Raw genomic sequence first — 26,110 nt, forward strand, 5'->3', positions numbered from 1 at the left:
GTAAAGAGAAGTAAGTAGAAGAGGATGTAATAAAAGAGAGGGGAAATGAATCATGATCATTCGTGCTAAATGTTGGAGAATGTTAAGTGTACAGGAAAAATTGTTCATCCTGAAAGCAGTATGTAACAAACATCTCAAAAAATAGTGGATCAAAGAATGATAAATGTGCACGTTGATGCGACCCGTTTTATTACACACTGTATCCATTGGTGGTAAAATCAAACCTTTATTTGAAGCTTCTTGAAATAGAATAGATAACAAATAACCCCCATGTAATCCTGATGGAATTACATGGCTGCTGTTGATCCAGCCACCTTCCTATTTTTTGTATAGTAATTCCGCCCCTTGAGCTGATCGAGCAGTTTGTAACTCTGGCCAGCCACCTATTGAAATTGCCCACCTCAATAATTTCCTTCATTCTTTACTTCCAAATCCAATAGTAATATGTCCGTTTATATGTATCTGAAACAATTGTTTCTGGCTTTCTTTTAGGATCATTTGGTAAGATAATAAAGCACATACATATAAGGGGGCAAAACGTTGTGAAAGGGTTAAAAGCCGCGATGATTGCTGTTGTTTTGATCGCTATTCTCTTAAGTGGATGCAATCGAAATGCAGCTGATATGATTGAAAAGGGTAGCTTAACAATCAATGATGAAGCCAAAACGATTTCATTTTCCGGAGTATTAACAGATGGAGCCTTGGAGCCGAATACTCCGTTTCAAGTCCGATTTTTCATACAGGGGAAAACGATGAGAGATGCTTTAGGAATCGATTTGATTTACGTCGATGAAAAGTTGAAGAGTCATAAAGAAGGAGAAAAGGCAAAAGAGCATAAGGTAACAAAAACGGTAGATATAAAAAAAACAGAACTGATGAACAAGTTGATATCTGAGATAAAAAACAGAGATAAAGAAGCGATTACGATTGAGGTTGTGAATGACAATGGTCGAATCGATGATAAGGTTCTTCATAACGTTACAAAGGAGTAGGGGGAGATAACCCCTGCTCCATTTTTATGTATTCGTGTTCAACGCGAATTGATTGGCCTTTTTAATGCATATAGATCGTCTTCAAGAAGGAGCATCTTATCCATTAATACATCCTTAGAATCTAACACTCCTTTATTGTAAAGGAATGGGCCAATTTCTTTCATAAAGAAATCAAACCAATTTTCAGCCCCTAGATCCCCGATTTCATCCCCAGTTTGTTCATAATAAAAACTCTGAATCCTTCCAATCATTTCATCTTTTTGTTCTTTTGGTATCTTTGTAAACATAGAACGCATCCCTCCAGTTTCATTTCTTCCATCGTAACATAAGAGGACCGATGATAGGCAAGAAGCAGAGCCACCGCTTTGTCCTTACACCATACATCCTGGTGATGATATAAAACAAAAGCCAGACCAAGACGAAGAAATCCACTGTCATAACACTCACAAGCTTAGAAGTATTAAATACCTCCCAATATGACCACAAGGAAAAACCGGTTGCCAAGTATGTGAACGAAGCAAGAGACAATACAATTAGAAGAAGACTAAAGGCCTTTGAAGATAGGATGTTAATCAATCATTTAAAAATGCTTCGAACGTAATGCGGATAATCCTAAAAAATAAAGGAAATCTCCAATGTTTATCCAATATAGTTAATTGAGACAGAAAAGGGGGATTCACAATGGAAATGGACTCGTTGTATTTAATTAAAGAGAAGAATGGAATGAAGAAGGATTTTTCTTTGCTGGTGTCAATGATGGAATATGCACGATTCACCACAATTCGGGATGTGGAAAATGTATCGATCGACATGCTTGATTATCGCTGTCACGATGATGCTAATTCAATCGGCATGCTGTTAGCTCATTTTGATGCGGTAGAAAAGATTTATCAGGTACTGACGTTCAAACAACTTGGAGATGATGAAATCGAAGAGTATGCCAAGACCCTGGAACCTGCTTTAAGCTTAGGGAGTAAGGCAGCTGAAGTCATAAAGGGAAAAACGGTAGAATACTATTTAACAAATCTGCAGAGCACCAGGGAAACAACGATTGAGCAATTCATGCAGTTGGATGAGTCGTGGCTGTATGAAGAAACGGATTGGTGGTATGGACAAAAAGGGAATAATTTCTTCAAATGGTTCCATGTATTCGAGGATGAAATCAGTCATAGAGGACAAATACGCATGATTAAGAAGCTATACGAAAAAGAAAATCAAACGATAAAAGTAGAATAACACCGCTTGTTGATTTTACAAATCGACCCATTCAATTCTTGAGTTTTGCATGAAAATCTGATATAGTAAAGATAGTTATTTTTGTTCGGTTAATATGCATGATTGAAGTACATTCAACTTGAATTTTAATTAGAACAGGAATATAAATTTTTTATGTGCTACTGCACTAGGAGGTACGTGTTTTATGTTACAAGGTAAAGTTAAATGGTTTAACGCTGAAAAAGGTTTCGGTTTCATCGAAGTTGAAGGTCAAGACGATGTTTTTGTTCACTTCTCTGCTATCCAAGGTGAAGGATACAAATCATTAGAAGAGGGTCAAGACGTTACATTTGAAATCGTTGAAGGCGCTCGTGGACCACAAGCAGCTAACGTTCAAAAGTAATCCAATTGTAAAACTCCAAACAGAGTACGTCACTTGACGTGCTCTGTTTTTTTATGTTCTCATGCTTTTTCCACTTCTTTCGTTTTGAAGTGATTCAATGAATAACTTTACGGTTAACAGAGTGAAAGAATCGATCCCAGATGGGCTAAGGAATGGGTTTATGGGCTAGACAATCAGAAGGAAAGTTTTATAATGATATAGGAGTTATTATTTGTTTTGAACTTACGAAAGGGTGATCTTGTTGGTTGCAAAAGAAAGTAATATGAAGCTGGCTCTTGCTGGTTTATTGCTGGGAATCCTAATGTCAGCCATGGATAATACCATTGTTGCAACAGCTTTGGGATCAATTGTTTCAGATCTCGGCGGCTTGGATAAGTTTGTTTGGGTGACATCTGCTTATATGGTAGCGGTTATGGCTGGGATGCCGATTTTCGGAAAGCTTTCAGATATGTATGGAAGAAAACGATTTTACATATTCGGTCTCTCGATTTTCTTAATTGGATCAGCTCTATGTGGGATTGCACAGGATATAGTTCAACTAAGTATATTCCGTGCCATTCAGGGGATAGGCGGGGGAGCTTTACTTCCCATAGCATTTACGATTGTATTTGATCTATTTCCACCTGAAAAAAGAGGAAAGATGACAGGGCTTTTAGGAGCGGTCTTTGGCTCGGCTTCTGTGTTTGGACCTTTGATAGGAGCATTTTTAACTGATCATTTCAGTTGGCATTGGATTTTTTACGTGAATGTGCCAATCGGACTTCTTTCTCTCTTTTTTATCACAACTTCATATAAAGAATCTACAGAGAGATCAACTCAGCGGATTGATTGGGGAGGTGCCATTACGTTAGTGGTGGCGGTTGTCAGCTTAATGTTTGCCCTTGAATTCGGTGGTAAGGAATTTCCATGGGATTCATGGCAAATCATTGGGTTATTTGGCTCCTTCCTTTTATTCTTTATCGGCTTCTTGGTGATCGAGCGAAGAGCATCAGAGCCTATCATTTCTTTTTGGATGTTTAAATCTCCATTATTTGCATCAGCACAAGCCTTGGCATTTCTGTATGGTGCTGCATTCATCATCTTGACCATTCTGATTCCGATCTTTGTTCAGGCTGTTTATGGTGGCTCTGCTACAAATGCAGGTTTAATATTAACTCCATTGATGCTTGGATCAGTTGCAGGTAGTGCTGTGGCCGGAATTCGAATGACGAAAACAAGCTATCGAAACATTATGTGGGTGTCCATTATTTCCTTTATTATAGGGATGACCTTACTTGCAACGGTCGGCCCAGATACTAGTAGATGGTTGTTAACACTATATATGATCGTGAGCGGGTTTGGAGTTGGGTTTTCATTCTCTTTACTACCAAATGCCACTATCCATAAGCTGGATCCAAGATTTAGAGGGTCGGCCAACTCGACGAATGCATTTTTCCGGTCGCTCGGGATGACAATTGGAATAACGGTGTATGGAACACTGCAAACGAAACTTTTTGCAGCGGAATTGGAAAATGCCTTCAAAGGTCAAGGAGCTTTAGAGAGCTTTTCGGGAGATGCAAGAAGTATTTTCGAACCGGAAATGCGTGAGAAGATTCCTGATTTTGTCCTTGCTAAGATTACAAACGCAATGTCTGACTCGATCACCACAACCTTTGCCTATGCATTGATTCCACTTGGCATTGCCTTGGTGTTTGTCTACCTTATGGGGAACAGCCGTCTCGAGGTTAACGTGAAACAATCTTCAAAGGAAATGGAGAAATAGAAAATAGTAAAATCAACGGCCTCTAATGGCTGATGACATGTATTCTTGATTGCTATTTGAGAATTCATTTTGTTTTTTGTTATGAATTGTGTAAATTACAATACCTGACATACGGGAGTGCTTTCATCTTGTGGAAAAACGGAAAGAAGTTTTTTGTGTTTATCGGTGTGTTTTTAGCAATTAGTCTTGTACTAAGTATAATAATCGGTCTGGCTATGACATATTTTTATGAAAGTACAGGATATAAAGGTTCTCCTTTGATCGGAACCTTTATAAGCGTGACATCTGCAATCATTGCCTTATTTGTAGCTTACAAACCATTCAAAAAGAATTAAACCTGATTAATAATGTAAATGGGATTGTCATACTAATAATCATGCACATTTTTTGTTAGAAAGAATATGCTAAGTACTAATCTCTCTGGAGCATTCCGGGGAGGTTTTTTGTATGTATTTAAGTAAGGGACGGACCTCATGGAAAGAGACTAGTCGGTAGACTAGTCTCTTACATAAGTATTCAGTTAGGTTGCTATGTTTGATTACTTGTTTTGTTGGTTTTGTTGGTTTTGTTGATTTGGTTGATTTTGTTGTTTAGCAGCTTTTTTAGCTCTTTCAGCAGTGTTTTGCTCTTGAGCAAATTCAGCTTCATTTTTTTGTTGTTGTGGTTTTTTGTTGTTATTGTTTGTCATGATTATCACCTCCGTCTACTATAATTTGCCCGGAATTGAAAAAAAGATACGCGAAATATATATTTTTTTTGATAGAGTATTCCTCCTTCTAATGCCAAATGAGTATTGACCATTCGGGATGAACGAAAAATGGATTTTATGGTTACATCTGCTGGTCGGATAGGGTGAAGGTCCGTCCCTACGGCTTTCCATTAACTTACCAGTTTAGAGCTTAAAAGATGAGGGTATAAATAAATTCATGCCTTTATTCTCTAAATTATTTAGTATTTCATGTTGAACCGACACAATCGTATTAAGGAGGAAGTTAGGTGAAGAATTTTACACCAATGTTTTGGATTTCAATTTCAATTGGAGTAATCTTTGTATTATGGGGGGTCATTTTTCCTCAAGGGATGATGGATATAATGTCCAGTACACAAGGGTTGCTACTAGATAAGTTTGGATGGTTTTACCAATTTTCAGCTACATTCTTTTTTGTTATCGCCATCTTTTTTGCATTAAGTAAATATGGAAAGATTCGATTAGGTAAGGACAGTGATAGGCCAGAGTACTCCACGTTGACATGGTTTGCCATGCTCTTTAGTGCAGGAATGGGTATTGGGCTTCTATTCTACGGCGTATCCGAACCAGTTTCTCATTATGCGACACCTCCATTTGGAAAAGGAGGCACGATTGAATCTGCTAAAATAGGATTGCGCTATACATATCTCCACTGGGGTTTCCATGCATGGGCCATTTATGCTGTTGTGGCATTGGCATTAGCCTATTACAAATTTAGAAAAGGCATGCCAGGTCTTATGAGTGCCACCTTATATCCAGTCATCGGGGAAAAAGCTAAAGGTCCGATAGGCTATATCGTGGACATCATTGCTGTCTTTGCAACTATTTTCGGTGTAGCCATTTCACTGGGAATCGGAGCTCAACAAATTAATAGCGGACTTCATTTTCTTATGGATATTCCTATTAGTTTTAACGTTCAGTTAATCATCATGGGGATTGCAACTGTTCTGTACATAACGTCTGCATCTACCGGATTATCTAAGGGAATTAAATATTTAAGTAATGCCAATATGATACTGGCTGTATTGTTATTCACTATTTTTCTTATAGTTGGACCTTCCCAATTTGTTCTTGAATTATTTTTGACAACGTTTGGAAGCTATGTTCAGAACCTTCCGAGCATGGGTTTGCGTTTTTCTCCGTTTAATGTAGAAAACAATCAATGGGTGAAGGATTGGACGATCTTTTATTGGGCGTGGTGGATCTCATGGACACCGTTTGTGGGCACGTTCATTGCGAGGGTATCTAAAGGAAGAACTGTCCGGGAGTTTATCATTGCGGTTATCATCGTTCCTACAATCGTTTGCTCTCTCTGGTTTGGAGTATTCGGGGGAACAGGGTTGTATTATGATTTTGTTCAAGGTATAGATGTATCAGGACAAAGTTTGGAGACGGCACTATTTTATGTGTATGATCAAATGCCTCTAAGCGGCGTATTGTCGATTATTTCACTATTTTTAATCATTACGTTCTTTGTCACATCGGCTGACTCAGCAACGTTTGTGCTAGGGATGCAAACGTCGAATGGAAGCTTAAATCCTCCGTTTTTCGTTAAATTCAGCTGGGGGATTATCCTGGCGGCTATCGCAGCCATCCTAATGGGAACAGGCGGAATCAGTGGACTGCAGGCAGCCACGATCATTACTGCATTACCCTTAGGCATTATCCTAATCGTCATGACCTATGGGTTAATCCTCTCCTTTCAAGGTGAAAGCAAGTTAAAAAACAAAAGAAAATCCGAAACAAAAACAACTGAATAAGCTTGACAGGCCCTATATTTCATAGGGTTTTTTTTATTTCCTACTAATGGCCATTAAAATCCGCTCTGGCCAAGGTGAATTTGGTAGAATAAAGATACTTGTTGATATATTCTGATATAAGAGAGGGGTCATTATATGAAACAAATTATTGCAATGGGTGGGGGAGGCTTTTCCATGGAGCCTGAGAACCAGCTATTGGATCAATATATCTTAGACCAGTCCACGTCATCAAATCCAAAGGTGTGTTTTCTTGGTACAGCAAGCGGAGATGCAGAAAGTTATATTGAACGCTATTATAAGGCGTTTACATCACTACCATGCAAGCCCTTCCATTTATCAGTATTCAAACCTACAACCAGAGATTTAGAAGGGTTCTTGCTTGATAAGGACATTATTTATGTAGGAGGGGGAAACACCAAGTGTATGCTTGCTCTATGGAAAGAATGGGGTATTGATACGATTCTTAAAAAAGCATGGGACTCAGGGATCATTCTTGCAGGATTAAGTGCAGGCTCGATTTGCTGGTTTGAAGAAGGAACGACCGATTCTTACGGCGACGGATTGGAAACAATCAAAGGGTTAGGGTTGCTAAAAGGAAGTCACTCACCCCATTATGACGGCGAGGAAAACCGGCGTCCTCTTTATCATTCATATATTGAAAAAGGAAAATTGAAATCTGGTTATGCTGCTGATGATGGGGCAGCGTTGCATTTTATAGACGTAGAACTTCACAATGTAGTGAGTTCAAGAAAACATGCATTGGCATACCGGGTTGAGAAGAAAGATGGAGCAATACAAGAAACGCCAATATCTACAAATTATTTAGGTAATCCCAGTTAATTGTAAATAGTCTGCATACTTTCCTCTCCTAACTCATAGGGATAGTGATGAGTCTTTTTTCGAGGGAGGAGAATCATCATGAGTGAAGATAAGCGCAATACCCCGGGAGATTTAGTGAAGAATACATCAAAGTCGGCCAGTGAACTGTTGAATAAAACTGCAGACACTGCAAATGGAATAATCAAAAGTGTAAGTGGAAAAGGCGGATTAGTCGGAAAGGTGTCAGATACGTCGACAGACTTTGTGAAAAACGTAAGCAATTCTGGAAACAAAGTGGTTGGGAAAACGGTAGATACAGCAAGTAAAGCTGTCAAAGGTGCATCCAATAAGTTATTTAAAAAGAAGTGATGATAAGAGAAGTAATTTCCCATGTGGAGATTGCTTCTTTTTCTATTAGAATGAAAAATCAGAGAAGACGTTATGATAAGATGAAATTATGCTAGACAGCCAAAATATAGGAGTGAGAAGTAAGATGATTCAAATTCATTTGATACCAGCTGCTGATACCTATTCAATCAGAAATCAGATCCTAAGACCGACACAATCAATCGAGGAATGTAAGTATGAAGATGACCTCGACCAAAGTACCTTTCATATCGGTGCTTTCAAAGGAGAAAAGCTGATCTGTATCGGCTCATTTTATAAAGAAGGACAAGAGAGGTTGAAGGCAGACCACCCTTACCGGTTAAGGGGGATGGCAACGCTTCCGGAATACAGAGGAAAGGGTATTGGAAAGCGCGTAATAGAAGAAAGCGAAGATATCCTGAAAGAAAGAGGATGTCGACTGTGGTGGTGTAATGCCAGAACTTCCGCAAGTCCTTACTATAAGAAGTTGGGCTTAACTCAGCTAGGAGACGTCTTTGATATTGAATCTATCGGACCACATGTAATTATGTACAAAAAGATGTGATGAATGATTCCCCTTAAGCGAGAGATCGTGAATGCTACTTCAATACTTCCGATTTACTAAACCTTTTCAGCCACACCGCAACATTTAAACCACTACAAAAAAAAGACAACCAGGTACGCCCGGTTGTCTCCACTTTATTCCTGTATTTTAGATCTTCGTAATTTGATGAACTTCACAAAATTCAATACGATTGTTTTGGTTACTGCGTAAAATGGAACAGCTAGGATCATGCCAAGAATACCAGCAAGGTTTCCTGCTACTAGCAATAAAATGATGATCGTTGCTGGATGAGTGTCCAATCGTTTGCCTAGGATAAGAGGGGAAAGCAGATTTCCCTCGATTTGCTGTGCGATTGTGACAACAACGACAACCAGTATCGCCTTGGTTGGTGAGTCGAATAATGCGACAATGATTGCAGGAGCAGCCCCTATAAACGGACCGATGAAGGGAATGATATTGGTGACAGCCCCTATCAGCGCCATGACTAGAGCATAAGGGAGCCCAATGATTAAATACCCGATAAAGGTTAAGGTCCCAACAAATGAAGCGACTGTTAATTGCCCCTGTATGTATGCTGCAAGTGTTCCGCTCGTATCTTTTAATGTATTGATTCCTTCTTGTCGGTAGGCAGGCGGCAGGAATTTCGAAATCGCCTTGGGGAATTTATGACCATCCTTAAACATGAAGAACAGCAGGAAAGGGACGGTCACTATAAGAATGGTGATACTCGTCAATACACTTAATAATCCCTTCAGGGCAGAGGTGATATTATCAGGTAACGTATTGGCGAAATCAACCAATTGATTTTCAATATCTTTCATTGAAACGTATTCCTGATTCATCATCCATTTAAATTGGTCTGTTTCCGACAGATACTCAATAAAGTTCCTCGTTTGTTGTGCATACTCCGGTAGTGCGTTAAATAACGCAGTCACCTGTCGCGTAATGATAGGAGCAATGTTTCCTATCAGTAATACCATCAAACCGATGATGGCTACATAAAGGACGATAATGGCAAGAGTTCTCGGAAGTCTTGCTTTCTCGAGAAGATTGACTAATGGATTTAATAAAAAATACAGAAATCCTGATATGATAATCGGGAAAAATAAGGTTGATGCAAATACCACGATTGGTTCAAATAAAAAAGAAATCTTTGTTGAAACATAAATGATGGTAAGAATAACAAGAATTTGTAAACTCCATGAATACATCTTTTGCTTAGACAATCTGTTCACCTCTATCGACTAGTTTATCTGATTAAGTATATCAAAAAAAGGAAGGGAAACCCTACTAATATCTAATGGAAGAGAGAATTATTATTTGTGAAGAAACTCATAATTGAAGAACTTAAAAGCATCTGACTTGCAGAAGCCGGGAGTAGGGACCTTAAGGAAGTGAGAAGATAGTCTTCCTGCATAACTCCCACACTAATGGACACTATACATGGTAATAAACTCTTTCAGTAGGTGTTCACATGAGAAGGTCATTTTCAAAGCGAACTACACGCAAATTAATCAATCCAACGGTTGAAAAACAAGATACCTGCGATACTCCTGCAATGAATTTAGAAGAGAAAGTAACGTTTATTCGTGAAGGCCTATTTCTGACAGATGATCTGAGCATTAGAAATCTGATCTTTAATGAAAAACAAGTCAAACTTATGTTCATCGATTCAATAGTGGAAGTAGGGAGTATTCAAAATAGTGTTATTAAACCAATGCAAGAAAACCCTTTCGGTCATATTAAAAACGTTGTTTATGGCGCGAATGTCAATGAGACGGTTGACCTTCAAGGTGCATTAGACGCACTGGTGGATGGGCATTGCCTGCTGATCATTGAAGATGAGGAATGTATGTTCTTAATCTCAGCTCCTAAGAATCAGTCAGCACATCGAATTGAACCGATAAATGAAAAGGTAATCAGGGGATCGCATCAAGGTTTCAGTGAAAATGTAGCGGAAAATGTGCAATTTATTCGGGAAAGAATCACGAACAGAAAAGTAACCGTGAAATATTCGCATGTGGGGGTAACGACGAAAACGAAATATGCTCTGGTCAGCATTTCGACATTAACAGATCCCGAACTTGCTAAAACGATTGAAGAACGCATCACATATATTAAGGCGGATGCCATACAATCTCCCGGGTATTTCGAAGAGTTTCTGGAAGATAGTTCGTTTTCCCCTTTCCCACAATTCTTGAACACGGAACGACCGGATAGAGTAGTAGCAAATCTGATGGAGGGAAGAATGGCCCTCCTGATGGAAGGCAGTCCAACCGCTTTGATCTTTCCGGTTTCTTTTTTTAGTTTTTTTCAAACCTCGGAGGATTATAATTCACGCTCATTCATTGCGTCCTTCCTGAGGTTGATCAGGTTAGTAAGTTTTATTACCACACTATGCCTTCCTGCCTTTTATATTGCGGTTATTTCCTATAATTATGAAGTCATTCCAGTAGAGATTATCTTCTCTATCAAAAGTTCTTTGGAATACTTGCCTTTTCCACCTTTGATTGAGGCTGCAATCATGCAATTTACGCTTGAATTATTGCGTGAAGCTGCCATACGATTACCCAATCCTGTCGCTCAAACCATCGGGGTGGTGGGTGGACTTGTCATCGGGACAGCGGTGGTCGATGCCAATTTTGTTTCCAATACAATGGTCATCGTCGTCGCCATCACGGCCATTTCATCATTCGTCATTCCATCGAATGAATTGAGCACATCAGTAAGAATATTAGGGTTTCCATTAATGGTTTTAGCTTCATTATTCGGTTTCTTCGGGATCGTTATTGGGCTGATGATTACTCTCATTCACATGTCCAAACTTAAATCACTTGGTCATTATTACTTATATCCGATGGCCCCATTTGATGTTAAAGCATTTAAAGATGCATTTATACGTGTTCCAATTTGGCTAATGAAGGAACGACCGAGAGATTTAAAGGCCATTTATAAATGGAAGACGACGAACCCCAGAGGATGGAAAAAAAATGAACAATCAGACTAAACTCAGTGGGGTACAGTTAACATTTTTCATCATCCAAACACAAATAGGTGTTGGGATATTGGGCTTACCGTTTAATGTATACTTGAAGTCCAAGCAGGATGCCTGGATTGCTGTCCTTTTAGCAGGACTGCTGGTACAGGCTGTTATCATGATACTGTGGCTATTAGGCAGACGGTTTCCTTCTAAGTCACTTTTTGAATACTCAAAGATACTTCTTGGGAAAATAACGGGAACTTTTCTAAATTGCGGTTATATTTTATATGCACTATTGGTAACGGCACTGATTTTGATGTACTCCACCAAGATTATTAAGATGTGGGTGCTGATCTTCACCCCTAAATGGATCATCATGTTTCTATTGATTGCGACCGCCATGTACTTAGCGAGTGAGGACGTCATAGGGATAAGCAATATTTATGTAGTGGTATCGAGCCTCATCTTTTTCCTACTGGTTATTTCAATCATAGTGTTAGTGACCTATCCGGTTGAATTCAGATATTTATTTCCTATGGGACAATCAGGGGTTTTGGGCTGGCTGAAGGGTGCGAATGAAGCATATTTCTCTATGCTTGGATTTGAACTGTTGCTCATTCTATACCCACACTTTAAACAAAATGAGGAGAAAGCCATTCTCATACATGTAACGGTTGCCAATATCACCGTGACAATCATTTATGCATTTATGACCATAGTAAGTATCGTTACATTTAGTCCGACAGAAATTGATATTGTTCCACAACCGGTTTTATATTTTGTGAAGTCACTGTATTTGCAAATAGTCGAACGAATCGATCTTGTGTTTGTTTCCTTGTGGGTCGTAAACGTCATTACATCATTAACAAGTTATTTATTCTTTGCAACAGAAGGAACATCATTCTTCCTCCGAAAAGTGAAAAAAATCAAACGTACTATTCTTCCGATCATATTTGGTGTTATGGGACTGATTATTGCTCTAATGGTGAAGTTTGATCAAATGGAAGTTTACAATAAGGCGGTCATTTATATGTCTTACGCCTTTGTATTCTTCATTCCCCTCATGCTACTAGGCATATCATTGGTGTTCAAAAAACACGAAAGGGAGAAACAACAATGAAAAGTAGAAAAATCCTTATCCTACTAATGGTCATGTTATTGTGCTTGACAGGGTGCTGGGATCAAAGGTTGCTCAAAAATGGAAGACTTGTTTTTTCCTCTGCCTTCGATTTAACACCAGATAAAAACATTCACGCCACGGCAATCATAAGAGACTTTAAAGATGGTGTCCCCACCAACACGATGGTTGAAGCGAATGGACGAACGATTCGGGACGTGCGTATGCATATGGACCGGAAAGTATCAGGTAGCTTTGAACCATCAAAAAATCGAGTCTTTCTGCTAGGGGAAAGCCTTGCGAAAAAGGATGTTTATGATTTTCTGGACATTTTCTACCGGGATCCCAACAGTTCGATTTCCTCGAAATTAGCTGTTTCGGAAGGGGAAGCGGGAGATGTTCTAAAAATGATTTCTCAGAAAAATATTTTAATATCTGAATACATTATTGAAACCATTAGTTCCGCCGAATCATTCACGGGTATTCCGAAAGTGAACCTCCAATCCGTATGTACAATTATGTTTGATGAAGGAAAGGATTTCTTTGTTCCCCTTTTTAAAATCGATAATGAGGAACTTGTTCTAAGTGGTACTGCATTATTCCATAAACGTTCGATGAGTGGCAAACTCTCGATTCCCGAGTCAACCTTATTACTTGTTTTAATGAATCAAAAAGGGAAAATTGCGAGGTATGTCACGAAGGTGGATAAAGGAAATAAGGTGAAGATCGAAAATTATATTACCTATAATTTAGTAAATCCCAAAACAAAGATGAAAATACTTTCTTCCACACCAGGAAATATACAAGTGGAACTGACATTGAAAACGGAGGCTGCGATTGTCGAATTTCCTCAGGATGAATTAGCTGATAAACAAAAGATCAAGGAGCTTGATGAAAAAATCTCAGCACATCTAATGAGTGATGCAGAAAAAATGATTAAGAAAATTCAGGAAGCGAACGCTGACCTATTCGGAATTGGAAGAGAATTCATTGCGTTTCACCATAAAGAATGGGAGCAAATGGATTGGGAGAAGGAGTATCCCATCATCACCATCAAACCGAAAATTGAACTTGATATTGTAGGGAATGGAATCATCAACTAACCATAAATAAAAAGATCTTGCGCTTAATGGGTGCAAGATCTTTTTATTTAAGAAACCAATTTCAAACCAATGATGCTTCCGACAATACAGGAAATAAAGAAAAGCCTTTTGGCCTCTTTTCTTTCTTTAAAGAACACCATTCCCATGATCACTGCCCCGGCAGACCCTATCCCGGTCCATATCCCATATCCGGTACTTACAGGGATATGGATCAGGGAAAGCGACAATAGGTAAAAACTAAATGCTCCGGCTACAAAACTGATGATAGAAGGGACCAGCTTCTTATAACCTTCTGAAAGCTTCATAAATGTAACCATGACCACTTCTGAGCACCCTGCAAAGAGGAGGAAAATCCATGCCATCAATAAGCACCCCCTGTATCTTTTTCTTCTTTATCACTCATCTTCAATCCGATCACTCCAAAAATGAGTAATGTGATAAATGCAATTTTCATTAAGCTTATCCCTTCATCCAAGAAGAACATTCCAATAAGGGCTGTACCTGCTGCTCCAATCCCGGTGAAGACGGCATAAGCTGTTCCAATCGGCAACAGTCTCATTGATTGTGAGAAAAAATAAAAACTGACTAATATGAGGAATGCTGTGACCATACTAGGCACCGGTTTAGTGAATCCTTCTGACATGGATAACCCCGTTGCCCATCCAATCTCTAAGATGCCTCCTACTACCACATAAATCCAACCCATGATGCTACTCTCCTTTGCGACTTGAAATACCCAATTCGTAAACCTTCCAAGCCGATTCAATTCGCTGTTGAAAAATTTCTTCTGTGTAATAATGATGTTCTAAAAACACGCCGTCAACTAAACATAAGAAAGAGGCAATAAATTCATCCTGATTGATCTCATGAAACAGATGCTGATTTGCACCTTCCTCATAAACCGACGCTAATATGGAGGAAGTAACTTGTTCAAAATGAATAAATTGTCTTTGGATAAGATCTTTAAACAGTTCTGGCGGAAAGAAGGTGACTCTTTTCCACAATATGGCTTCCTTTGTTGTCATTAATCTATGGCAAAATAAATCAAATAGTTTTTTAATATTTGACAAGGGTTCTTGAGAGACCATTGTCTTGGCTGTCATTTTGTAAGCCGTCACTTCAGCTTTTATTAAATCTTCCATGACTTCTATAAATAATTCCTCTTTACTTTGAAAATGGTTGTAGATGGAAGGTTTCTTTATTCCCACCACCTTAGCAATTTCGGCTAACGAAGTATCTTCGTAGCCTTTTTGCCCGAATAAATCCAATGATGCCTCTTTTATCAACTGCTTTTTATCGCTTTTCATTCAGATCATCCTTTTCGGAAACTAACTAACGGTCGTTAGTTTAAGTGTAAGTCCCTTTTGATCAAAATGCAAGGAGGAAAATATTCGAATGTTTTGGGAAGTGATGGCATATAATTTTTTGTTGTCTTATAAACAGAATTTCTTCTTAACGAGCTACACTCCACCACTTGCTCATTGGAAACGCGACAACGTTTACGAAAACAGCCTTAAAGATAGAAAGGAGAATACAATGGATGGGTTGCGGATGAAAAGCTGGTTCCTTGGCTTGTTACTTCTGATCCTGATTGGAGTTGTGATATTGAAATTAGTGGTTAGCAGACAGGAAGAGTGGGTAAGGATTGAAGAAAAATACTTTCCTGTCAGCCTGGGATCTGAAGGTATTAAATCCGGGGAGGTGATTGATCAGCATAACAGTGACTCGTCTTGTGCGATGAAGTTTGACAACGGTCACACGTATAAGTTGGATTGTGAAGAGTATCTCGATTTTACAATCGGTGAGAAAGTCAAAATCGTCTCAATTGAAAACAAGCGTGTGAGACTAAGAAGAAAGTAGAACATTCATTTGTACAGATCCTATCCGTGGTAGGATAAGAGATAGGACGCAACGATATCTATAGGAGGGATAATGGAATATGAACAAAAAGGATCTTGTACAATATTTTATTGTAAATAAAGATTTACCCATGTCTAAGGGGAAGACGGCAGCGCAAGTGGCTCATGCAGCTACTCTCAGTACGTTGACGATGATGTCTAAGGATACGCCATTTCAAAATAGGCAGCCTGATTTCATAGAGTGGGTGCAAACAGGGATGAAGAAAATTGTTTTGAAGGGAAAAACGGAGGAACTGGAAAAACTAGAGCAGAAAGGATTTTTCAGTATTCATGATAGTGGTTTGACTGAAATTAAAGAAGGGTCATTGACGGTCATCGCTCTACCACCTATGGAGAAGTTTGAAGCAAAGGAATTCGTGGGCAACTTAACCCTAATGAAAAACTAGAGGGAGGGAGGTGTGTCAATACGTAGCGTTCTGACATCATTTCAGAACTGGGAGAGGGGCCATAATCAGTTGGGATACATAGAAGAACTCAGGGAAATTGTTGGCAACCGCCCACTTATTTTAGTAGGTGCGGTTGTGATGGTTCTAAATGAAAAAAATGAAGTGCTTCTTCAACAGCGAAGATTCCCACATGGTGCGTGGGGACTTCCTGGAGGACTAATGGAATTGGCCGAATCTACAGAAGAGACAGCGAGAAGGGAAGTGGAAGAGGAAACTAGCTTGCAATTAGGGAAGTTACATTTGTTAAACGTCTATTCTGGAGCTGACCAATATGTTCAGGCAGAAAATGGAGACGAATTTTACGTTGTGACAACCGCTTATTATACGTATGAATTTGAAGGGTTTTTGAAAGCCGATCCATCTGAATCCATTCAATTAGCGTTTTTCCCTCTTGAAGGCTTACCTGAAATCATGGTGAGGAGTCATCATCAGATGCTTCGCGATTATAAAGATTTATTTCCAGTAGAAGAGGAGAAGGAACAATTCTGAAGAAACAGGTCTGTAGGCATTTAGAATGCTATCAATGAAAGGGCTTATAAATATCTTTATCAATGAACACATAAAAAAAGCGGGTCAGGAAAGTCTGATCCGCTTTTCATTATATAAATTATCCATTAGTTTAATGTATCTAGATAGGCATAATATGCGGCTAGCTTTTCGTTGATGTTGGCCGCTTTCCCGTTTCCTTTTCGTGATTTACCTATTGCGAAAAATTCTTTGTGAACAGGTAGGATATGAACGGTAACAGCTGGTCGTCCTCTATGCTTGAAGTCTTTAGGTACGTGAAGCATGGAAAATCGTTTCATTGAAAGGCCTCCTTAAGGAGAGAGCTATTCTAGCCATAAATTATGAGTAGAGAATAGTCAATCATTTTCTTAGTATACCATAATTCTTTATTTTAATTCAAACTTCTGAATATTCAATGTAGTTATTTGTACGAAAAAATTGATAAATACCCCCAAAAATGCAATAATTCTTGCGTAATGTGTAACATGAAAGTGGATGAATGATTTATTCACACTCTGATTTTTTAACAACTTGGGAGGTATTTAAAAGTATGAACATTGATGAAGTACTAGAAGATACCGCAGAACTAGGACAAGAAGACATAAAACGCCCAATTTACCGAGTAGATATTGATAAACTTCTAGATGTAACGAGTAATGTGTAAGTGGAAACTTTACTATAAAGGAGAAAAGGCAGGCCAACCTACAGGCTTGCCTTTTCGTATTCTCTTTACTAACATCGAATACCATCCACTCTAATATTAGTCATGTCTTTTATGCTTATTTAATAATTCTTTTAAGAGATTGATGATGGTAGCTCTTTCGCTCTTATTAAAGGATTGAGTCCAACCTGAGATCAGGGGTTCTTCCTCCGGGGATAGATCCCGTTGCAGGCCATCAACAAAAATTTCTTTAATTTCATCCTTTGCATTTGTTGGATTCACAGATTCATGTTTCATCGATATTCCTCCTTTTATACTTCTTCCTTAATTTCCCGTTATAAAATCATTCAAACATTTTAATACTCTGACGCATCTATAGTTATGTAATGAGCAAATGAAGGAAATAATAGAGAAAAAGGTAAAGGAGAACGCTATGTCACTACCTTTCTTCCTATCGATCTTTATTATATTGATTTATATTTCTCTCTTTATGAATAAGAAACTGTCATTTATCGCTAATTCCATTCAATTTATGGTATTATCCATCCTTTCAACGAACTATATTACGATCATGACGCATAATTTGGAGTGGATGAAGGCTTCTAGGGACGTTACTCAATTCATCAGCCTGCTCATTAACAGGGAATGTATTTTGCCGTTAATAGGAGTTGTGATGGTGAATGGATATTTGAATTTTGAAGAGAAAACTCATAAATTGATTTTATTTGTATGTCTTTTAATGTTTATCAGCGTATTGGATGTCCTTCATCTCTATTTTCATTCCCTTTCCTATCCTCAATGGAGTTTATTGAATACGGTCATCGTCAATAGTATTTATTTATTCCTGTGTATTCTGATAGGGAAGGGGCTTTATCACATACAGAAGAAGGAGGAGACAGGGAATGAACAGAATTTATGAACGATCCTTCGATTTAAATGAGTGGTTTATCATCCTAAGTCTGTTTGGTCTCCTCTTCTTAATATGGGTGACTCCGAAGATGTTTTCCTTTCTTGAGGGGTTCAGTTATTTTGTATACGGTATATCGACTGGGATGTTTTATGATCATACAATCAGTATACCTCCTTGGGATTATTACGATGTAAATGACAGTTCAGCCTATCAAGGGATTGATTTCATCAGTTATATTATGTATGGACCGTATAGTTATTTCTTTATCTACATTTATCGGAAATTAGGGATAAAAGGCATAATGAATCTTGCTTATATATTGATTTGGACGACTTTCTCCTTATTGATGGAGTGGCTGACTGTGAAGATCGGTATCTTCCATTTTGATAAAGGGTACAAAATGTATTGGTCCATTCCTATCTATATGGCTGTTCAGAGCGTACAACTGATCTTTCATCATAAAGTCAGAGGGAGCAAAAGATAAAAAAGAAGCAGAAGCCATGCTAAAGATGGTTTCTGCTTCTTTTTTCTAGACGGGAAGTACCACTTCATATTGAGTGAACCCGATGTCTTCAAGTGCTTTTTTTAAACTGGAACTTGTCTTTAATTCTTCGAAGGTGATACCAAGGTTTCCTAATGCATGAGCAACCTCAGGGCGAATTCCGGTCAGGACGGATTTTACACCCATCATTTTCAACGCATTGACGATTTGATAGATGTTATGAGAGACCATTGTATCCATGATGGCCACACCGGAAATATCAATGAATAAATAGTCAAGTTGCAGCTCGGAGCTCTTCTTTAAAGCCGTTTCCATTACAGCGCTCGCCCTATGGGTATCAATATCTCCAATTAAAGGAAGAATTGCAATTTTGTCGTTTATGGGTACGACAGGTGCGGAAAGTTCATCCATGGCAGAATGGATGAGGGCTAGCTGGTTCTTTTGCTGGGTGCGAAAAACTTCATTTAAAAGGAACGCCACCTCATCTAGTAAAGGATTCATCTCTTTATTTACTTGAAGCATAAGGGAGGCTGAAATTTGCTGGTCATTTAATTGTTCAGTGAATATATCCCAAATGGCCATACGAAATGCTGATAGAGTTTTCAACGATTCATTTAGAGGAAGTCCATTTTCAAGTGCGATCTTCCCCACGTCCTCTGTCCATTCCTTGATTTTTTGGAGTGAATCTTTTGTGTCTTTATATAAAGATTCACCAAGCAATTCGATTAATTGAATCCGCCATTCAGTGATTTGTTCCATCTTTACGCCAGAAAACTTAATCTGGTCAGAATATCGTTGATCCTGATAGTGAATTACCCCTTGAGCGATTTCAGATTTATGGGAAACAATCTCTTGTCCTAAATATACTAATTCATCTCTCATTTTCTTCAGCCAACTCCTTATACTCCATGGTGATTTATAACATTTCGAATTATTCTCGTTTAATGGTAATATAGTATATCATAAAATCTAGTAGAATTATACAGTTCTTATTAAAGGGAAAGACTTGGCAGGGAAGGTTCCGTTATTATATGGAACCATGCTAGGAATTCACAAGTAGAGGGGAATAGGGTATGACTCAAATATGCATGGTACGTCACGGACAAACTGATTGGAATCTATTTGGGAGATTGCAAGGTCAAACCGATATACCATTAAATGAAACAGGAGAACGTCAAGCACAAGAGTGTAGAGAGTTTTTAAAGGATCATGAATGGGATGTTGTGGTAACCACTTCCCTGATGAGAGCAAGGAAAACAGCAGAAATCATCAATGAGGGTTTGGACTTAAACATCGTTGAAATGGACCAGTTCAAGGAACGCTGCTTTGGTGAAGGGGAGGGGATGCTCCGCGAAGACAGGGATAGACAATATCCTGACTTTATTTTTCCTAAAATGGAGTCTTACGAAGACTTAGTCGCAAGGGTACAAAATGGATTGAATGAAATCCACAAACAGTTCCGTGATCAAAGGGTTTTGGTAGTCGCACATGGTGCCGTTATCAATACCATTTTACGGGAATTTCATAATGATGCGTTGGGGGAGGAGCGTGTGAAGCTCTGGAACGGGTGCCTGACCGACCTTCATTTGGTGCATAATACATGGGTCGTACGCTCCTATAATCAAGTGGGACATCTTTCAGAGCATGCATAACAATGTGATGGAAGTGCACATCCTGCTATGTTTGTGAGCTTGTCACTGGAAATTCGTTGAATCTTACCTAGATATTGTACAATAATTAAAGAGAATGATATCCATTTATAGAATGGTGTGGTGAACATGGGAATTATTTTATTTGATGGTATATGTAATTTTTGCAATGGGAGCGTACGGTTTATCATCGATAGGGATCCGTTGGGGACATTTCAGTTTGCTTCGTTACAAAGTGAAATTGGTCAGGAATTATTAGAGTCCTATAGCATTCCGAAAACCACGGATAGCATCGTATTGATCGAGAATCATAGGGCATACATTGAATCGACTGCTGCACTGAAAGTTTGTTCGCGATTATCGTGGCCCTGGAAAGTGATTAGTCTATTCCGAATTGTTCCGAAGCCAATTAGAGATAGTTTGTACAAATGGATCGCTAAAAATAGATATAAATGGTTCGGGAAACAGGAATCATGTATGCTGCCTACAAAAAACATCCGGCATCGATTTATTGAATAACCTTATTTGAGAGAATGGACCATTCAGGAAGAATACTAAAAACGGACCGAAAAGACTCGATACAGGTATCGAGTCTTTTCGGTCCGGGCTAATTTATTTGGAATGTCAGATAAAACAATGAAAGGGTGAACCTTTCATTCAGATTTAGTCGGCAGGGATCGTTTTTACTGCAACCCTTCTCCTTGACCGGGGACCATCAAATTCACAAAGATAAATACCCTGCCAAGTGCCTAGTAAGAGCTCGCCACCTGTAACGATAATTGTTTGAGAGTGGCCAACTGTACTAGTCTTTAAATGTGCGGCTGTATTGCCTTCTCCGTGCAGGTCTAACGTATGTTCCCACGGGTAGATTTCATCAAATCGGCGGAGAAAATCGGTTTTTACATCAGGATCGGCATTTTCATTCACCGTTATCCCGGCAGTTGTGTGTAAGGATTGTACGACAACATATCCTTCCTTCATTTCTCCACTCGTGATGATGTCTTGTACATAAGAAGTAATATCAATCATTTCATCACGTTTTTTTGTATCAATCGTCAGTGTTTTAATCATTTAAATTCCCCCAAAATCTATAACCTATTGAATTACATTCCACAATTACGGGGGATTAAAACATCTTTTCGTTTATTCAGATACGCCTTACCCACGACGGTGGAACGGCCATCTTCACTTATTTCTTCCACGATAATTTCGTTTACTGTTGTTTGAAAGCTCTCCTCCCAATCTTTATAGTGATCCAGAGCAAATTGGTAGCCTTCGAAACTCCCTAGTCTCCCTAACGTAATGTGAGGAATATATGGATAGTGATAATTGCGGTAAGGGGACAATACTCCTTTATACAACTCATCGTGTAATTGGATAATGAAATCATTCCCTTTAATTACATTTAAAAATAAATATTCCCCGCCATATCCGGTTACACCTTTCAGTGAGATGGTGAATGGAGGAATTCGGTCAGCTACAGATTGTATGTGGCTGAGAATCTTGTCTAATGGAGTAATGGAATCAAAAGGAAATACGAGGGTAATGTGAGGGGGGATTTTATCTGAAAGAGGATCGTATTTTCTTCTGATTTCCTGGATGATGTCCAATGAATTACATTGAGGGAAGATATGGACGGCTACTTTCATGTTGATCCTCCCTTTCTATCGACAGGCTGATTCTCTATTTCCAATGAGGGTGTAAGAATGTCGCTCGAAAGAAGCACTGAAACATTGTCCGTCGGCTGTTTTATAAAGAGCTTTATAAACTTTATCTTTGTTTTCTGTCGTATGTGTTTGTATAATTCCGATAATTGTTGAATTCGGGGATATCGATTGCAACGATGCATCAATACCTGTATGGAGAAGGAGGCGTTTGTATCCGTATAGAACGATCACGCAGGCAACAAGTAAAATGAACATCCAGCGCAAGCCCTTTAATACTAACATTTTGTTCATAATAAAACCCCTATCTTAAGCGGATGAAATGGGTAACTCACTCTCAGCTATTTGGATTAGGTTCAAAATGGTCGTGGATAATTTGACAACTCAGGGCTGCAGGGAGCCCTGAATCATGTTACGTTACCTTTTCGTATAGACGTTTAGCAAGGAGTAAGGCAGCTTCATTATCTCCATGAAGACAAATGGTATCGGCTTGAATTGATATGATGCTACCATCGGTTGAAACTACTTCCTGTTGGTTGACCATTCGCAGAACCTGTTCTACCACCTTGGTTTCGTCATGAAGCACAGCATTCGGAAGTGAGCGAGGAGTTAATGAACCATCGGATTGATAGGTTCTGTCTGCAAAAACTTCATGAGCAACATGTAATCCGATTTCTTCACCCGCTTTTGTTAGTTCGCTTTGAGAGAGTCCGAATAATGTTAACCCAGGATCAAGGTCATATACTGCTTCAGCAATAGATTTGGCCAATTTATCGTCTTTTGCTGCCATATTATAGAGTGCCCCATGTGGCTTTACGTGGGCTAACGTGCCTCCCTGGGCCTTTACAAAAGCGAGCAGGGCACCAATTTGATATTGTACAAGAGCATACGCTTCTTCTGGAGAGATATGTATCATTCGCCTTCCAAACCCTTGAAGGTCCGGTAGACCTGGATGAGCACCAATCTTTAAGTTGTGCTTTAAGGCATGTGAAACGGTTTGTTTCATAACTAGGGGATCTCCTGCATGAAAGCCGCAAGCAATATTGACAGACGATACGTATTTCATCATTTCTTCATCTTTACCAATCGTAAATGCGCCAAAACTTTCTCCTAAATCACAGTTTAAATCGATTTTCATTTTTTCATCCTTTCGATCAAGAGAATGTATTGAAACATTCTGAATTCTTCTTAATCATATCATAAATTGTCGATAAATGTTTTATTAACGCTCTACTTCATTCTCGAATAATGTTTTCTCATCAAATTTTAATCTTGTTTTAATTGAGTTCACTTTTTCAGGGGTTACAATAAGTCTTGCTTATGAATAAGGATTTATCACTCCCTAAACAGAAAGTGAGCGGGGTAGTTTTCTTTCTGTTTAAATCTTTATTATGTAAGACCCATTCTAATTTCTTTCCTTTGAAGACAAAAGTATTGCTGAAGCTTTTGTCTTCTTTTTTTTGTCTTTTTTCCCCTCCATACATAGAAAGTTGATTGTAACGGAAAGCGAGCACCTGCAGCGGAAATCAACTAGCACTCACTACCTTAAAAAGCTACAAAGTTTACGAAAAGAACCTTTCCAAAACTCTTTCATCTATTGGTAAACATATAATGGTGTATTTCATGTAGAATGGAAAACGAGGAGGGGTTTTATGGATATTGTGTTTAAAAATGACAATGAAGTATTTAATTATAGAGTGGCGGCTGTTTGGGTTGAGAATGAACATATATTATTGCATAGACAAGCAAATGATCATTATTGGGCTTTGCCCGGCGGGAGAGTTGTGCTCGGAGAAGCATCAAAGGAAAGCCTTATGAGAGAAATGAGGGAGGAATTGGGAGTAGATGTTCAAATAGAACAATTATTGATGTTGAACGAAAACTTCTTTCCATATAAAGAGTGGAAGTATCACGAAATCGGTCTGTACTATAAAGTCACTACAGAGGAGAAGACCTTTTTTCAACAAGGCGAATTTTATGGAATAGAAGGGGATCGACTCCTTTACAAGTGGTTTTCATTGAAAGAGCTCACTGACGTAGAGCTTTACCCGAAAGAGGTTAAGGCCCTACTTGTCGATCGTTCAGATGCGCCCCATCATATTGTTTCTATGAATAAAGAGGATATGTAAGCTTATCATATTGATGGTGAGTCACGGCCACTCTTCACCTTGGAAGCCAATGATTTTATTTTCCCTTGATTTCTTTTCGTTTTTGGCGGATTCTTGATGATTCTTGACCTTAAATAATAATAGATGACCTCTTCTGCTATGATCAAAAGGATAAAAATAGAAATAATTGCAATGATCCACTCCAAACCGTTTCCTCCTTTATTATCTTTATCATTTATATGGATATATCTACCACATTATGAAGAAACTTAAACATAAAGAAATGGGGAGGAAATTGGATTTGACCCATGATGTAATGGGTACTGATAATAATCCAAAAGGCTGATCGTATTTTGAGTTAGCTTTTGTGTTAAAACACTAATAAAAGCCTACACCATTTTTATGGGTTGGCTTTTTCTTTTGTATGCTCTAGCTCTTCCGCTGAATCGGTCAACGCTTCATTTACAGAGATAGTTATATTTTATTAACAGAAGTGGCTCGTTCTGGCGAGAGTGGAACTTTAATGAAAAGCAAACCGAACAGACTCGATAGTAGGCTTAGGGTGATAAATAGGATAAACATGGTCGACGATTCTATCAATGCTATTATTGGAGGACCCAATGCCACTCCGGTAAACCTCATGGCACTGTAAAGAGACGTGATAGTACCCCGGTGTTCTTTTTCAATTCCTTCCGTTATGAGGGCATCCAGGCACGGCAATGCAGCGCCCATTCCGATCCCGGCAATGGAAAAAATGCTGATTATGATCCATTTTCCTTCAGTGAACAGGAATGGGAAAAAGGCTACTGAGCTTAAAAGTGCGCCAAACACGATGACCCACTTCATTTTTGTCTTGCTCTTCCCGATTATTTTCCCTGTTATAAAGGAGGTCAGACATAAAAAAAGGAGGGGGATCGCTAAATATAATCCCTTTAGAACACCTTTTATCGCATATGCCTGTTCTAAGCGTGTTGAGAGATAATATAAAAACCCAAATAAGGTGAACATGGAAATGATTCCAATGATGAATATACCGAAGATCCATTTCTTTTCTTTCATCACCACCACTTTCACTTCATGAACAAATTCCCTGATGGTTTGTTTATTCTCTTCCCCTTTTTTAGGAGGAACTTTCACAAATACGATGATTAAACCAATCGACAGTGCTGAGAAGATAGGAATGGAGAAGAAAGGAATGTACCAAATCCATGCAGCAAGTAGTGCTCCCAAAATCGGGCTTAGTACTTTTCCGAATGTATTGGACGTCTCGATCAATCCAAGGCCCTTCGTGATTTGATCATCATCCTCATATAAATCTCCTACTGTAGGTATGACGACAGGAAAGGCTCCTGCGGCCCCAATCCCCTGAACAATCCTTCCAACAAGGACAAATACGTAGGCATTCGCTCCATAAATAGAAGCAAACCCACAAATAAGTCCTCCGATTCCTGCAATAAGCAAACTTGGAATTAATATGTTTTTTCTTCCGTATCGGTCTGATAAGAAACCAGCGATCGGGATGCAAATGATCGCAATAATTGAATAGACCGTGATGATCAAACTTGATTGAAACCCTGAGATGTGTAGCTCTTCCTCCAACTGAGGTAGCACAGGAATTAACATGGAGTTCCCAAGTGTCATCACTAAAGGAATGGATGATAACGCAAATAAGTCCAACTTTTTCTTGCTTTCCATTTCGTGCACCTCATTTTCATTTCTACCCTGATAATTTTCCTCATCAAGCAACATTTCATACTATTTTTTTAATTGCTTATAATTTTATTATGTGAACTGTTATTATCTTACTAAAAACTCACCCTATTCTCATAGTATTTTAATGAAACAGGTGGAAAATAACAGTAATGATAAAAGGGAGGTTAGAACCATGTGGATTCGAATTATTCCTATTTTATT

Annotated in this window: 35 protein-coding genes; 20 read left to right on the plus strand and 15 right to left on the minus strand. The window is 38.7% G+C overall.

From position 1 onward, the window contains the following. The first annotated feature begins 542 nt into the window (after window positions 1-542). Entirely contained in the window at window positions 543-992 is a 450-nt protein-coding gene (locus FGG79_RS01925; RefSeq protein WP_138776068.1) for a hypothetical protein, read from the plus strand. A 38-nt stretch (window positions 993-1,030) separates the two neighbouring features. Here the strand turns inward: FGG79_RS01925 and FGG79_RS01930 are convergent, their stop codons facing one another. Then, window positions 1,031-1,279: a DUF2164 domain-containing protein gene (locus FGG79_RS01930; RefSeq protein ID WP_138776069.1), complete on the minus strand. Its 249-nt coding sequence runs from the start codon at window positions 1,277-1,279 to the stop codon at window positions 1,031-1,033. Between the two features lie 394 nt (window positions 1,280-1,673). Between FGG79_RS01930 and FGG79_RS01935 the strand changes: the two genes are divergently transcribed. The 4 genes from FGG79_RS01935 to FGG79_RS01950 all read left to right on the plus strand — a co-directional run bounded on the left by FGG79_RS01935 (window position 1,674) and on the right by FGG79_RS01950 (window position 4,707). Continuing rightward, window positions 1,674-2,228: a mycothiol transferase gene (locus FGG79_RS01935; protein WP_138776070.1), complete on the plus strand. Its 555-nt coding sequence runs from the start codon at window positions 1,674-1,676 to the stop codon at window positions 2,226-2,228. Between the two features lie 184 nt (window positions 2,229-2,412). Further along, window positions 2,413-2,610, plus strand: coding sequence for a cold-shock protein CspD (gene cspD, locus FGG79_RS01940; protein WP_032088076.1), 198 nt, complete (start codon window positions 2,413-2,415; stop codon window positions 2,608-2,610). A 241-nt stretch (window positions 2,611-2,851) separates the two neighbouring features. After that, window positions 2,852-4,372: an MDR family MFS transporter gene (locus FGG79_RS01945; RefSeq protein WP_138776071.1), complete on the plus strand. Its 1,521-nt coding sequence runs from the start codon at window positions 2,852-2,854 to the stop codon at window positions 4,370-4,372. Between the two features lie 128 nt (window positions 4,373-4,500). Next, window positions 4,501-4,707, plus strand: coding sequence for a hypothetical protein (locus tag FGG79_RS01950; protein WP_138776072.1), 207 nt, complete (start codon window positions 4,501-4,503; stop codon window positions 4,705-4,707). Window positions 4,708-4,910: 203 nt separating this feature from the next. On the opposite strand, the gene FGG79_RS21595 is transcribed toward FGG79_RS01950, so the two are convergent. Next, entirely contained in the window at window positions 4,911-5,060 is a 150-nt protein-coding gene (locus tag FGG79_RS21595) for a hypothetical protein (protein WP_171050751.1), read from the minus strand. Between the two features lie 308 nt (window positions 5,061-5,368). Between FGG79_RS21595 and FGG79_RS01955 the strand changes: the two genes are divergently transcribed. From FGG79_RS01955 to FGG79_RS01970, 4 genes are all read left to right on the plus strand, one after another. Beyond that, on the plus strand, window positions 5,369-6,880 hold the full coding sequence (locus FGG79_RS01955) for a glycine betaine uptake BCCT transporter (protein ID WP_240794177.1): 1,512 nt from the start codon (window positions 5,369-5,371) through the stop codon (window positions 6,878-6,880). A 135-nt stretch (window positions 6,881-7,015) separates the two neighbouring features. Beyond that, a complete protein-coding gene (locus FGG79_RS01960; protein ID WP_138776073.1) occupies window positions 7,016-7,720 on the plus strand; it encodes a Type 1 glutamine amidotransferase-like domain-containing protein in 705 nt (234 codons plus the stop codon). Window positions 7,721-7,798: 78 nt separating this feature from the next. Then, complete coding sequence (locus tag FGG79_RS01965) at window positions 7,799-8,068, plus strand: hypothetical protein (RefSeq protein WP_138776074.1); 270 nt, start codon at window positions 7,799-7,801, stop codon at window positions 8,066-8,068. A 124-nt stretch (window positions 8,069-8,192) separates the two neighbouring features. Further along, on the plus strand, window positions 8,193-8,630 hold the full coding sequence (locus FGG79_RS01970) for a GNAT family N-acetyltransferase (RefSeq protein ID WP_138776075.1): 438 nt from the start codon (window positions 8,193-8,195) through the stop codon (window positions 8,628-8,630). A 134-nt stretch (window positions 8,631-8,764) separates the two neighbouring features. Here the strand turns inward: FGG79_RS01970 and FGG79_RS01975 are convergent, their stop codons facing one another. Continuing rightward, window positions 8,765-9,856 carry an AI-2E family transporter gene (locus FGG79_RS01975; protein WP_138776076.1) on the minus strand — a complete coding sequence of 364 codons (1,092 nt, stop codon included), beginning with the start codon at window positions 9,854-9,856 and terminating at the stop codon, window positions 8,765-8,767. A 248-nt stretch (window positions 9,857-10,104) separates the two neighbouring features. On the opposite strand from FGG79_RS01975, the gene FGG79_RS01980 reads away from it, so the two are divergent. The 3 genes from FGG79_RS01980 to FGG79_RS01990 are packed head-to-tail and all read left to right on the plus strand — an operon-like array spanning window position 10,105 to window position 13,830. After that, the gene (locus FGG79_RS01980; protein WP_138776077.1) at window positions 10,105-11,637 is read left to right on the plus strand and encodes a spore germination protein; all 1,533 of its coding nucleotides are present in this window, start codon (window positions 10,105-10,107) and stop codon (window positions 11,635-11,637) included. Further along, window positions 11,621-12,730, plus strand: a complete 1,110-nt coding sequence (locus tag FGG79_RS01985; RefSeq protein WP_138776078.1) for a GerAB/ArcD/ProY family transporter — start codon at window positions 11,621-11,623, stop codon at window positions 12,728-12,730. The genes FGG79_RS01980 and FGG79_RS01985 overlap by 17 nt, the downstream gene beginning before the upstream one ends. Beyond that, the gene (locus FGG79_RS01990) at window positions 12,727-13,830 is read left to right on the plus strand and encodes a Ger(x)C family spore germination protein (protein ID WP_138776079.1); all 1,104 of its coding nucleotides are present in this window, start codon (window positions 12,727-12,729) and stop codon (window positions 13,828-13,830) included. Before FGG79_RS01985 ends, FGG79_RS01990 begins: the two co-directional genes overlap by 4 nt. A 47-nt stretch (window positions 13,831-13,877) precedes the next feature. On the opposite strand, the gene FGG79_RS01995 is transcribed toward FGG79_RS01990, so the two are convergent. Genes FGG79_RS01995 through FGG79_RS02005 form a run of 3 tightly spaced genes read right to left on the minus strand, consistent with a single transcriptional unit; the run spans window position 13,878 to window position 15,137 of the window. Further along, window positions 13,878-14,192: a DMT family transporter gene (locus tag FGG79_RS01995; RefSeq protein ID WP_138776080.1), complete on the minus strand. Its 315-nt coding sequence runs from the start codon at window positions 14,190-14,192 to the stop codon at window positions 13,878-13,880. Further along, on the minus strand, window positions 14,192-14,536 hold the full coding sequence (locus tag FGG79_RS02000) for a DMT family transporter (protein WP_138776081.1): 345 nt from the start codon (window positions 14,534-14,536) through the stop codon (window positions 14,192-14,194). The genes FGG79_RS01995 and FGG79_RS02000 overlap by 1 nt, the downstream gene beginning before the upstream one ends. Before the next feature lie 4 nt (window positions 14,537-14,540). Next, entirely contained in the window at window positions 14,541-15,137 is a 597-nt protein-coding gene (locus tag FGG79_RS02005; RefSeq protein ID WP_138776082.1) for a TetR/AcrR family transcriptional regulator, read from the minus strand. Between the two features lie 88 nt (window positions 15,138-15,225). Between FGG79_RS02005 and FGG79_RS02010 the strand changes: the two genes are divergently transcribed. From FGG79_RS02010 to FGG79_RS02020, 3 genes are all read left to right on the plus strand, one after another. Beyond that, entirely contained in the window at window positions 15,226-15,690 is a 465-nt protein-coding gene (locus tag FGG79_RS02010) for a hypothetical protein (protein WP_138776083.1), read from the plus strand. A gap of 79 nt (window positions 15,691-15,769) precedes the next feature. Continuing rightward, window positions 15,770-16,135, plus strand: a complete 366-nt coding sequence (locus FGG79_RS02015) for an aminoacyl-tRNA hydrolase (RefSeq protein ID WP_138776084.1) — start codon at window positions 15,770-15,772, stop codon at window positions 16,133-16,135. Window positions 16,136-16,204: 69 nt separating this feature from the next. Beyond that, window positions 16,205-16,684, plus strand: a complete 480-nt coding sequence (locus tag FGG79_RS02020; protein WP_138777536.1) for an NUDIX hydrolase — start codon at window positions 16,205-16,207, stop codon at window positions 16,682-16,684. A 125-nt stretch (window positions 16,685-16,809) separates the two neighbouring features. On the opposite strand, the gene FGG79_RS02025 is transcribed toward FGG79_RS02020, so the two are convergent. Together FGG79_RS02025 and FGG79_RS02030 are read right to left on the minus strand one after the other, a co-directional pair. Continuing rightward, window positions 16,810-17,001: a hypothetical protein gene (locus tag FGG79_RS02025; RefSeq protein WP_138776085.1), complete on the minus strand. Its 192-nt coding sequence runs from the start codon at window positions 16,999-17,001 to the stop codon at window positions 16,810-16,812. A 461-nt stretch (window positions 17,002-17,462) separates the two neighbouring features. Further along, window positions 17,463-17,660, minus strand: coding sequence for a hypothetical protein (locus tag FGG79_RS02030; RefSeq protein ID WP_138776086.1), 198 nt, complete (start codon window positions 17,658-17,660; stop codon window positions 17,463-17,465). 136 nt (window positions 17,661-17,796) lie between these two features. Between FGG79_RS02030 and FGG79_RS02035 the strand changes: the two genes are divergently transcribed. Next, complete coding sequence (locus FGG79_RS02035) at window positions 17,797-18,282, plus strand: hypothetical protein (RefSeq protein WP_138776087.1); 486 nt, start codon at window positions 17,797-17,799, stop codon at window positions 18,280-18,282. Next, window positions 18,266-18,757, plus strand: coding sequence for a hypothetical protein (locus FGG79_RS02040; protein ID WP_138776088.1), 492 nt, complete (start codon window positions 18,266-18,268; stop codon window positions 18,755-18,757). Before FGG79_RS02035 ends, FGG79_RS02040 begins: the two co-directional genes overlap by 17 nt. A gap of 45 nt (window positions 18,758-18,802) precedes the next feature. On the opposite strand, the gene FGG79_RS02045 is transcribed toward FGG79_RS02040, so the two are convergent. Further along, on the minus strand, window positions 18,803-19,657 hold the full coding sequence (locus FGG79_RS02045) for an STAS domain-containing protein (RefSeq protein ID WP_138776089.1): 855 nt from the start codon (window positions 19,655-19,657) through the stop codon (window positions 18,803-18,805). Window positions 19,658-19,848: 191 nt separating this feature from the next. Here FGG79_RS02045 and FGG79_RS02050 point away from each other — a divergent pair, with 191 nt between their 5' ends. Together FGG79_RS02050 and FGG79_RS02055 are read left to right on the plus strand one after the other, a co-directional pair. Beyond that, on the plus strand, window positions 19,849-20,427 hold the full coding sequence (locus FGG79_RS02050; protein ID WP_138776090.1) for a histidine phosphatase family protein: 579 nt from the start codon (window positions 19,849-19,851) through the stop codon (window positions 20,425-20,427). A gap of 126 nt (window positions 20,428-20,553) precedes the next feature. Continuing rightward, window positions 20,554-20,943: a thiol-disulfide oxidoreductase DCC family protein gene (locus FGG79_RS02055; RefSeq protein WP_138776091.1), complete on the plus strand. Its 390-nt coding sequence runs from the start codon at window positions 20,554-20,556 to the stop codon at window positions 20,941-20,943. A gap of 144 nt (window positions 20,944-21,087) precedes the next feature. On the opposite strand, the gene FGG79_RS02060 is transcribed toward FGG79_RS02055, so the two are convergent. The 4 genes from FGG79_RS02060 to FGG79_RS02075 all read right to left on the minus strand — a co-directional run bounded on the left by FGG79_RS02060 (window position 21,088) and on the right by FGG79_RS02075 (window position 23,226). Continuing rightward, window positions 21,088-21,495, minus strand: coding sequence for a secondary thiamine-phosphate synthase enzyme YjbQ (locus tag FGG79_RS02060; RefSeq protein ID WP_138776092.1), 408 nt, complete (start codon window positions 21,493-21,495; stop codon window positions 21,088-21,090). Window positions 21,496-21,527: 32 nt separating this feature from the next. Continuing rightward, a complete protein-coding gene (locus FGG79_RS02065) occupies window positions 21,528-22,073 on the minus strand; it encodes a 2'-5' RNA ligase family protein (protein WP_138776093.1) in 546 nt (181 codons plus the stop codon). 15 nt (window positions 22,074-22,088) lie between these two features. Continuing rightward, window positions 22,089-22,382 carry a hypothetical protein gene (locus FGG79_RS02070; RefSeq protein WP_138776094.1) on the minus strand — a complete coding sequence of 98 codons (294 nt, stop codon included), beginning with the start codon at window positions 22,380-22,382 and terminating at the stop codon, window positions 22,089-22,091. Between the two features lie 118 nt (window positions 22,383-22,500). Beyond that, window positions 22,501-23,226, minus strand: a complete 726-nt coding sequence (locus FGG79_RS02075; RefSeq protein ID WP_138776095.1) for a LamB/YcsF family protein — start codon at window positions 23,224-23,226, stop codon at window positions 22,501-22,503. Between the two features lie 514 nt (window positions 23,227-23,740). Here FGG79_RS02075 and FGG79_RS02080 point away from each other — a divergent pair. Next, window positions 23,741-24,217 carry an NUDIX hydrolase gene (locus tag FGG79_RS02080; protein WP_138776096.1) on the plus strand — a complete coding sequence of 159 codons (477 nt, stop codon included), beginning with the start codon at window positions 23,741-23,743 and terminating at the stop codon, window positions 24,215-24,217. Window positions 24,218-24,222: 5 nt separating this feature from the next. On the opposite strand, the gene FGG79_RS02085 is transcribed toward FGG79_RS02080, so the two are convergent. Together FGG79_RS02085 and FGG79_RS02090 are read right to left on the minus strand one after the other, a co-directional pair. Further along, window positions 24,223-24,402, minus strand: a complete 180-nt coding sequence (locus tag FGG79_RS02085; protein WP_138776097.1) for a hypothetical protein — start codon at window positions 24,400-24,402, stop codon at window positions 24,223-24,225. Between the two features lie 268 nt (window positions 24,403-24,670). Then, window positions 24,671-25,891 carry an MFS transporter gene (locus FGG79_RS02090; RefSeq protein WP_138776098.1) on the minus strand — a complete coding sequence of 407 codons (1,221 nt, stop codon included), beginning with the start codon at window positions 25,889-25,891 and terminating at the stop codon, window positions 24,671-24,673. Between the last annotated feature and the right edge of the window lie 219 nt (window positions 25,892-26,110).

This window comes from Bacillus sp. BHET2, from assembly GCF_005938125.1.
Taxonomy (GTDB): Bacteria; Bacillota; Bacilli; order Bacillales; family Bacillaceae_B; genus Rossellomorea.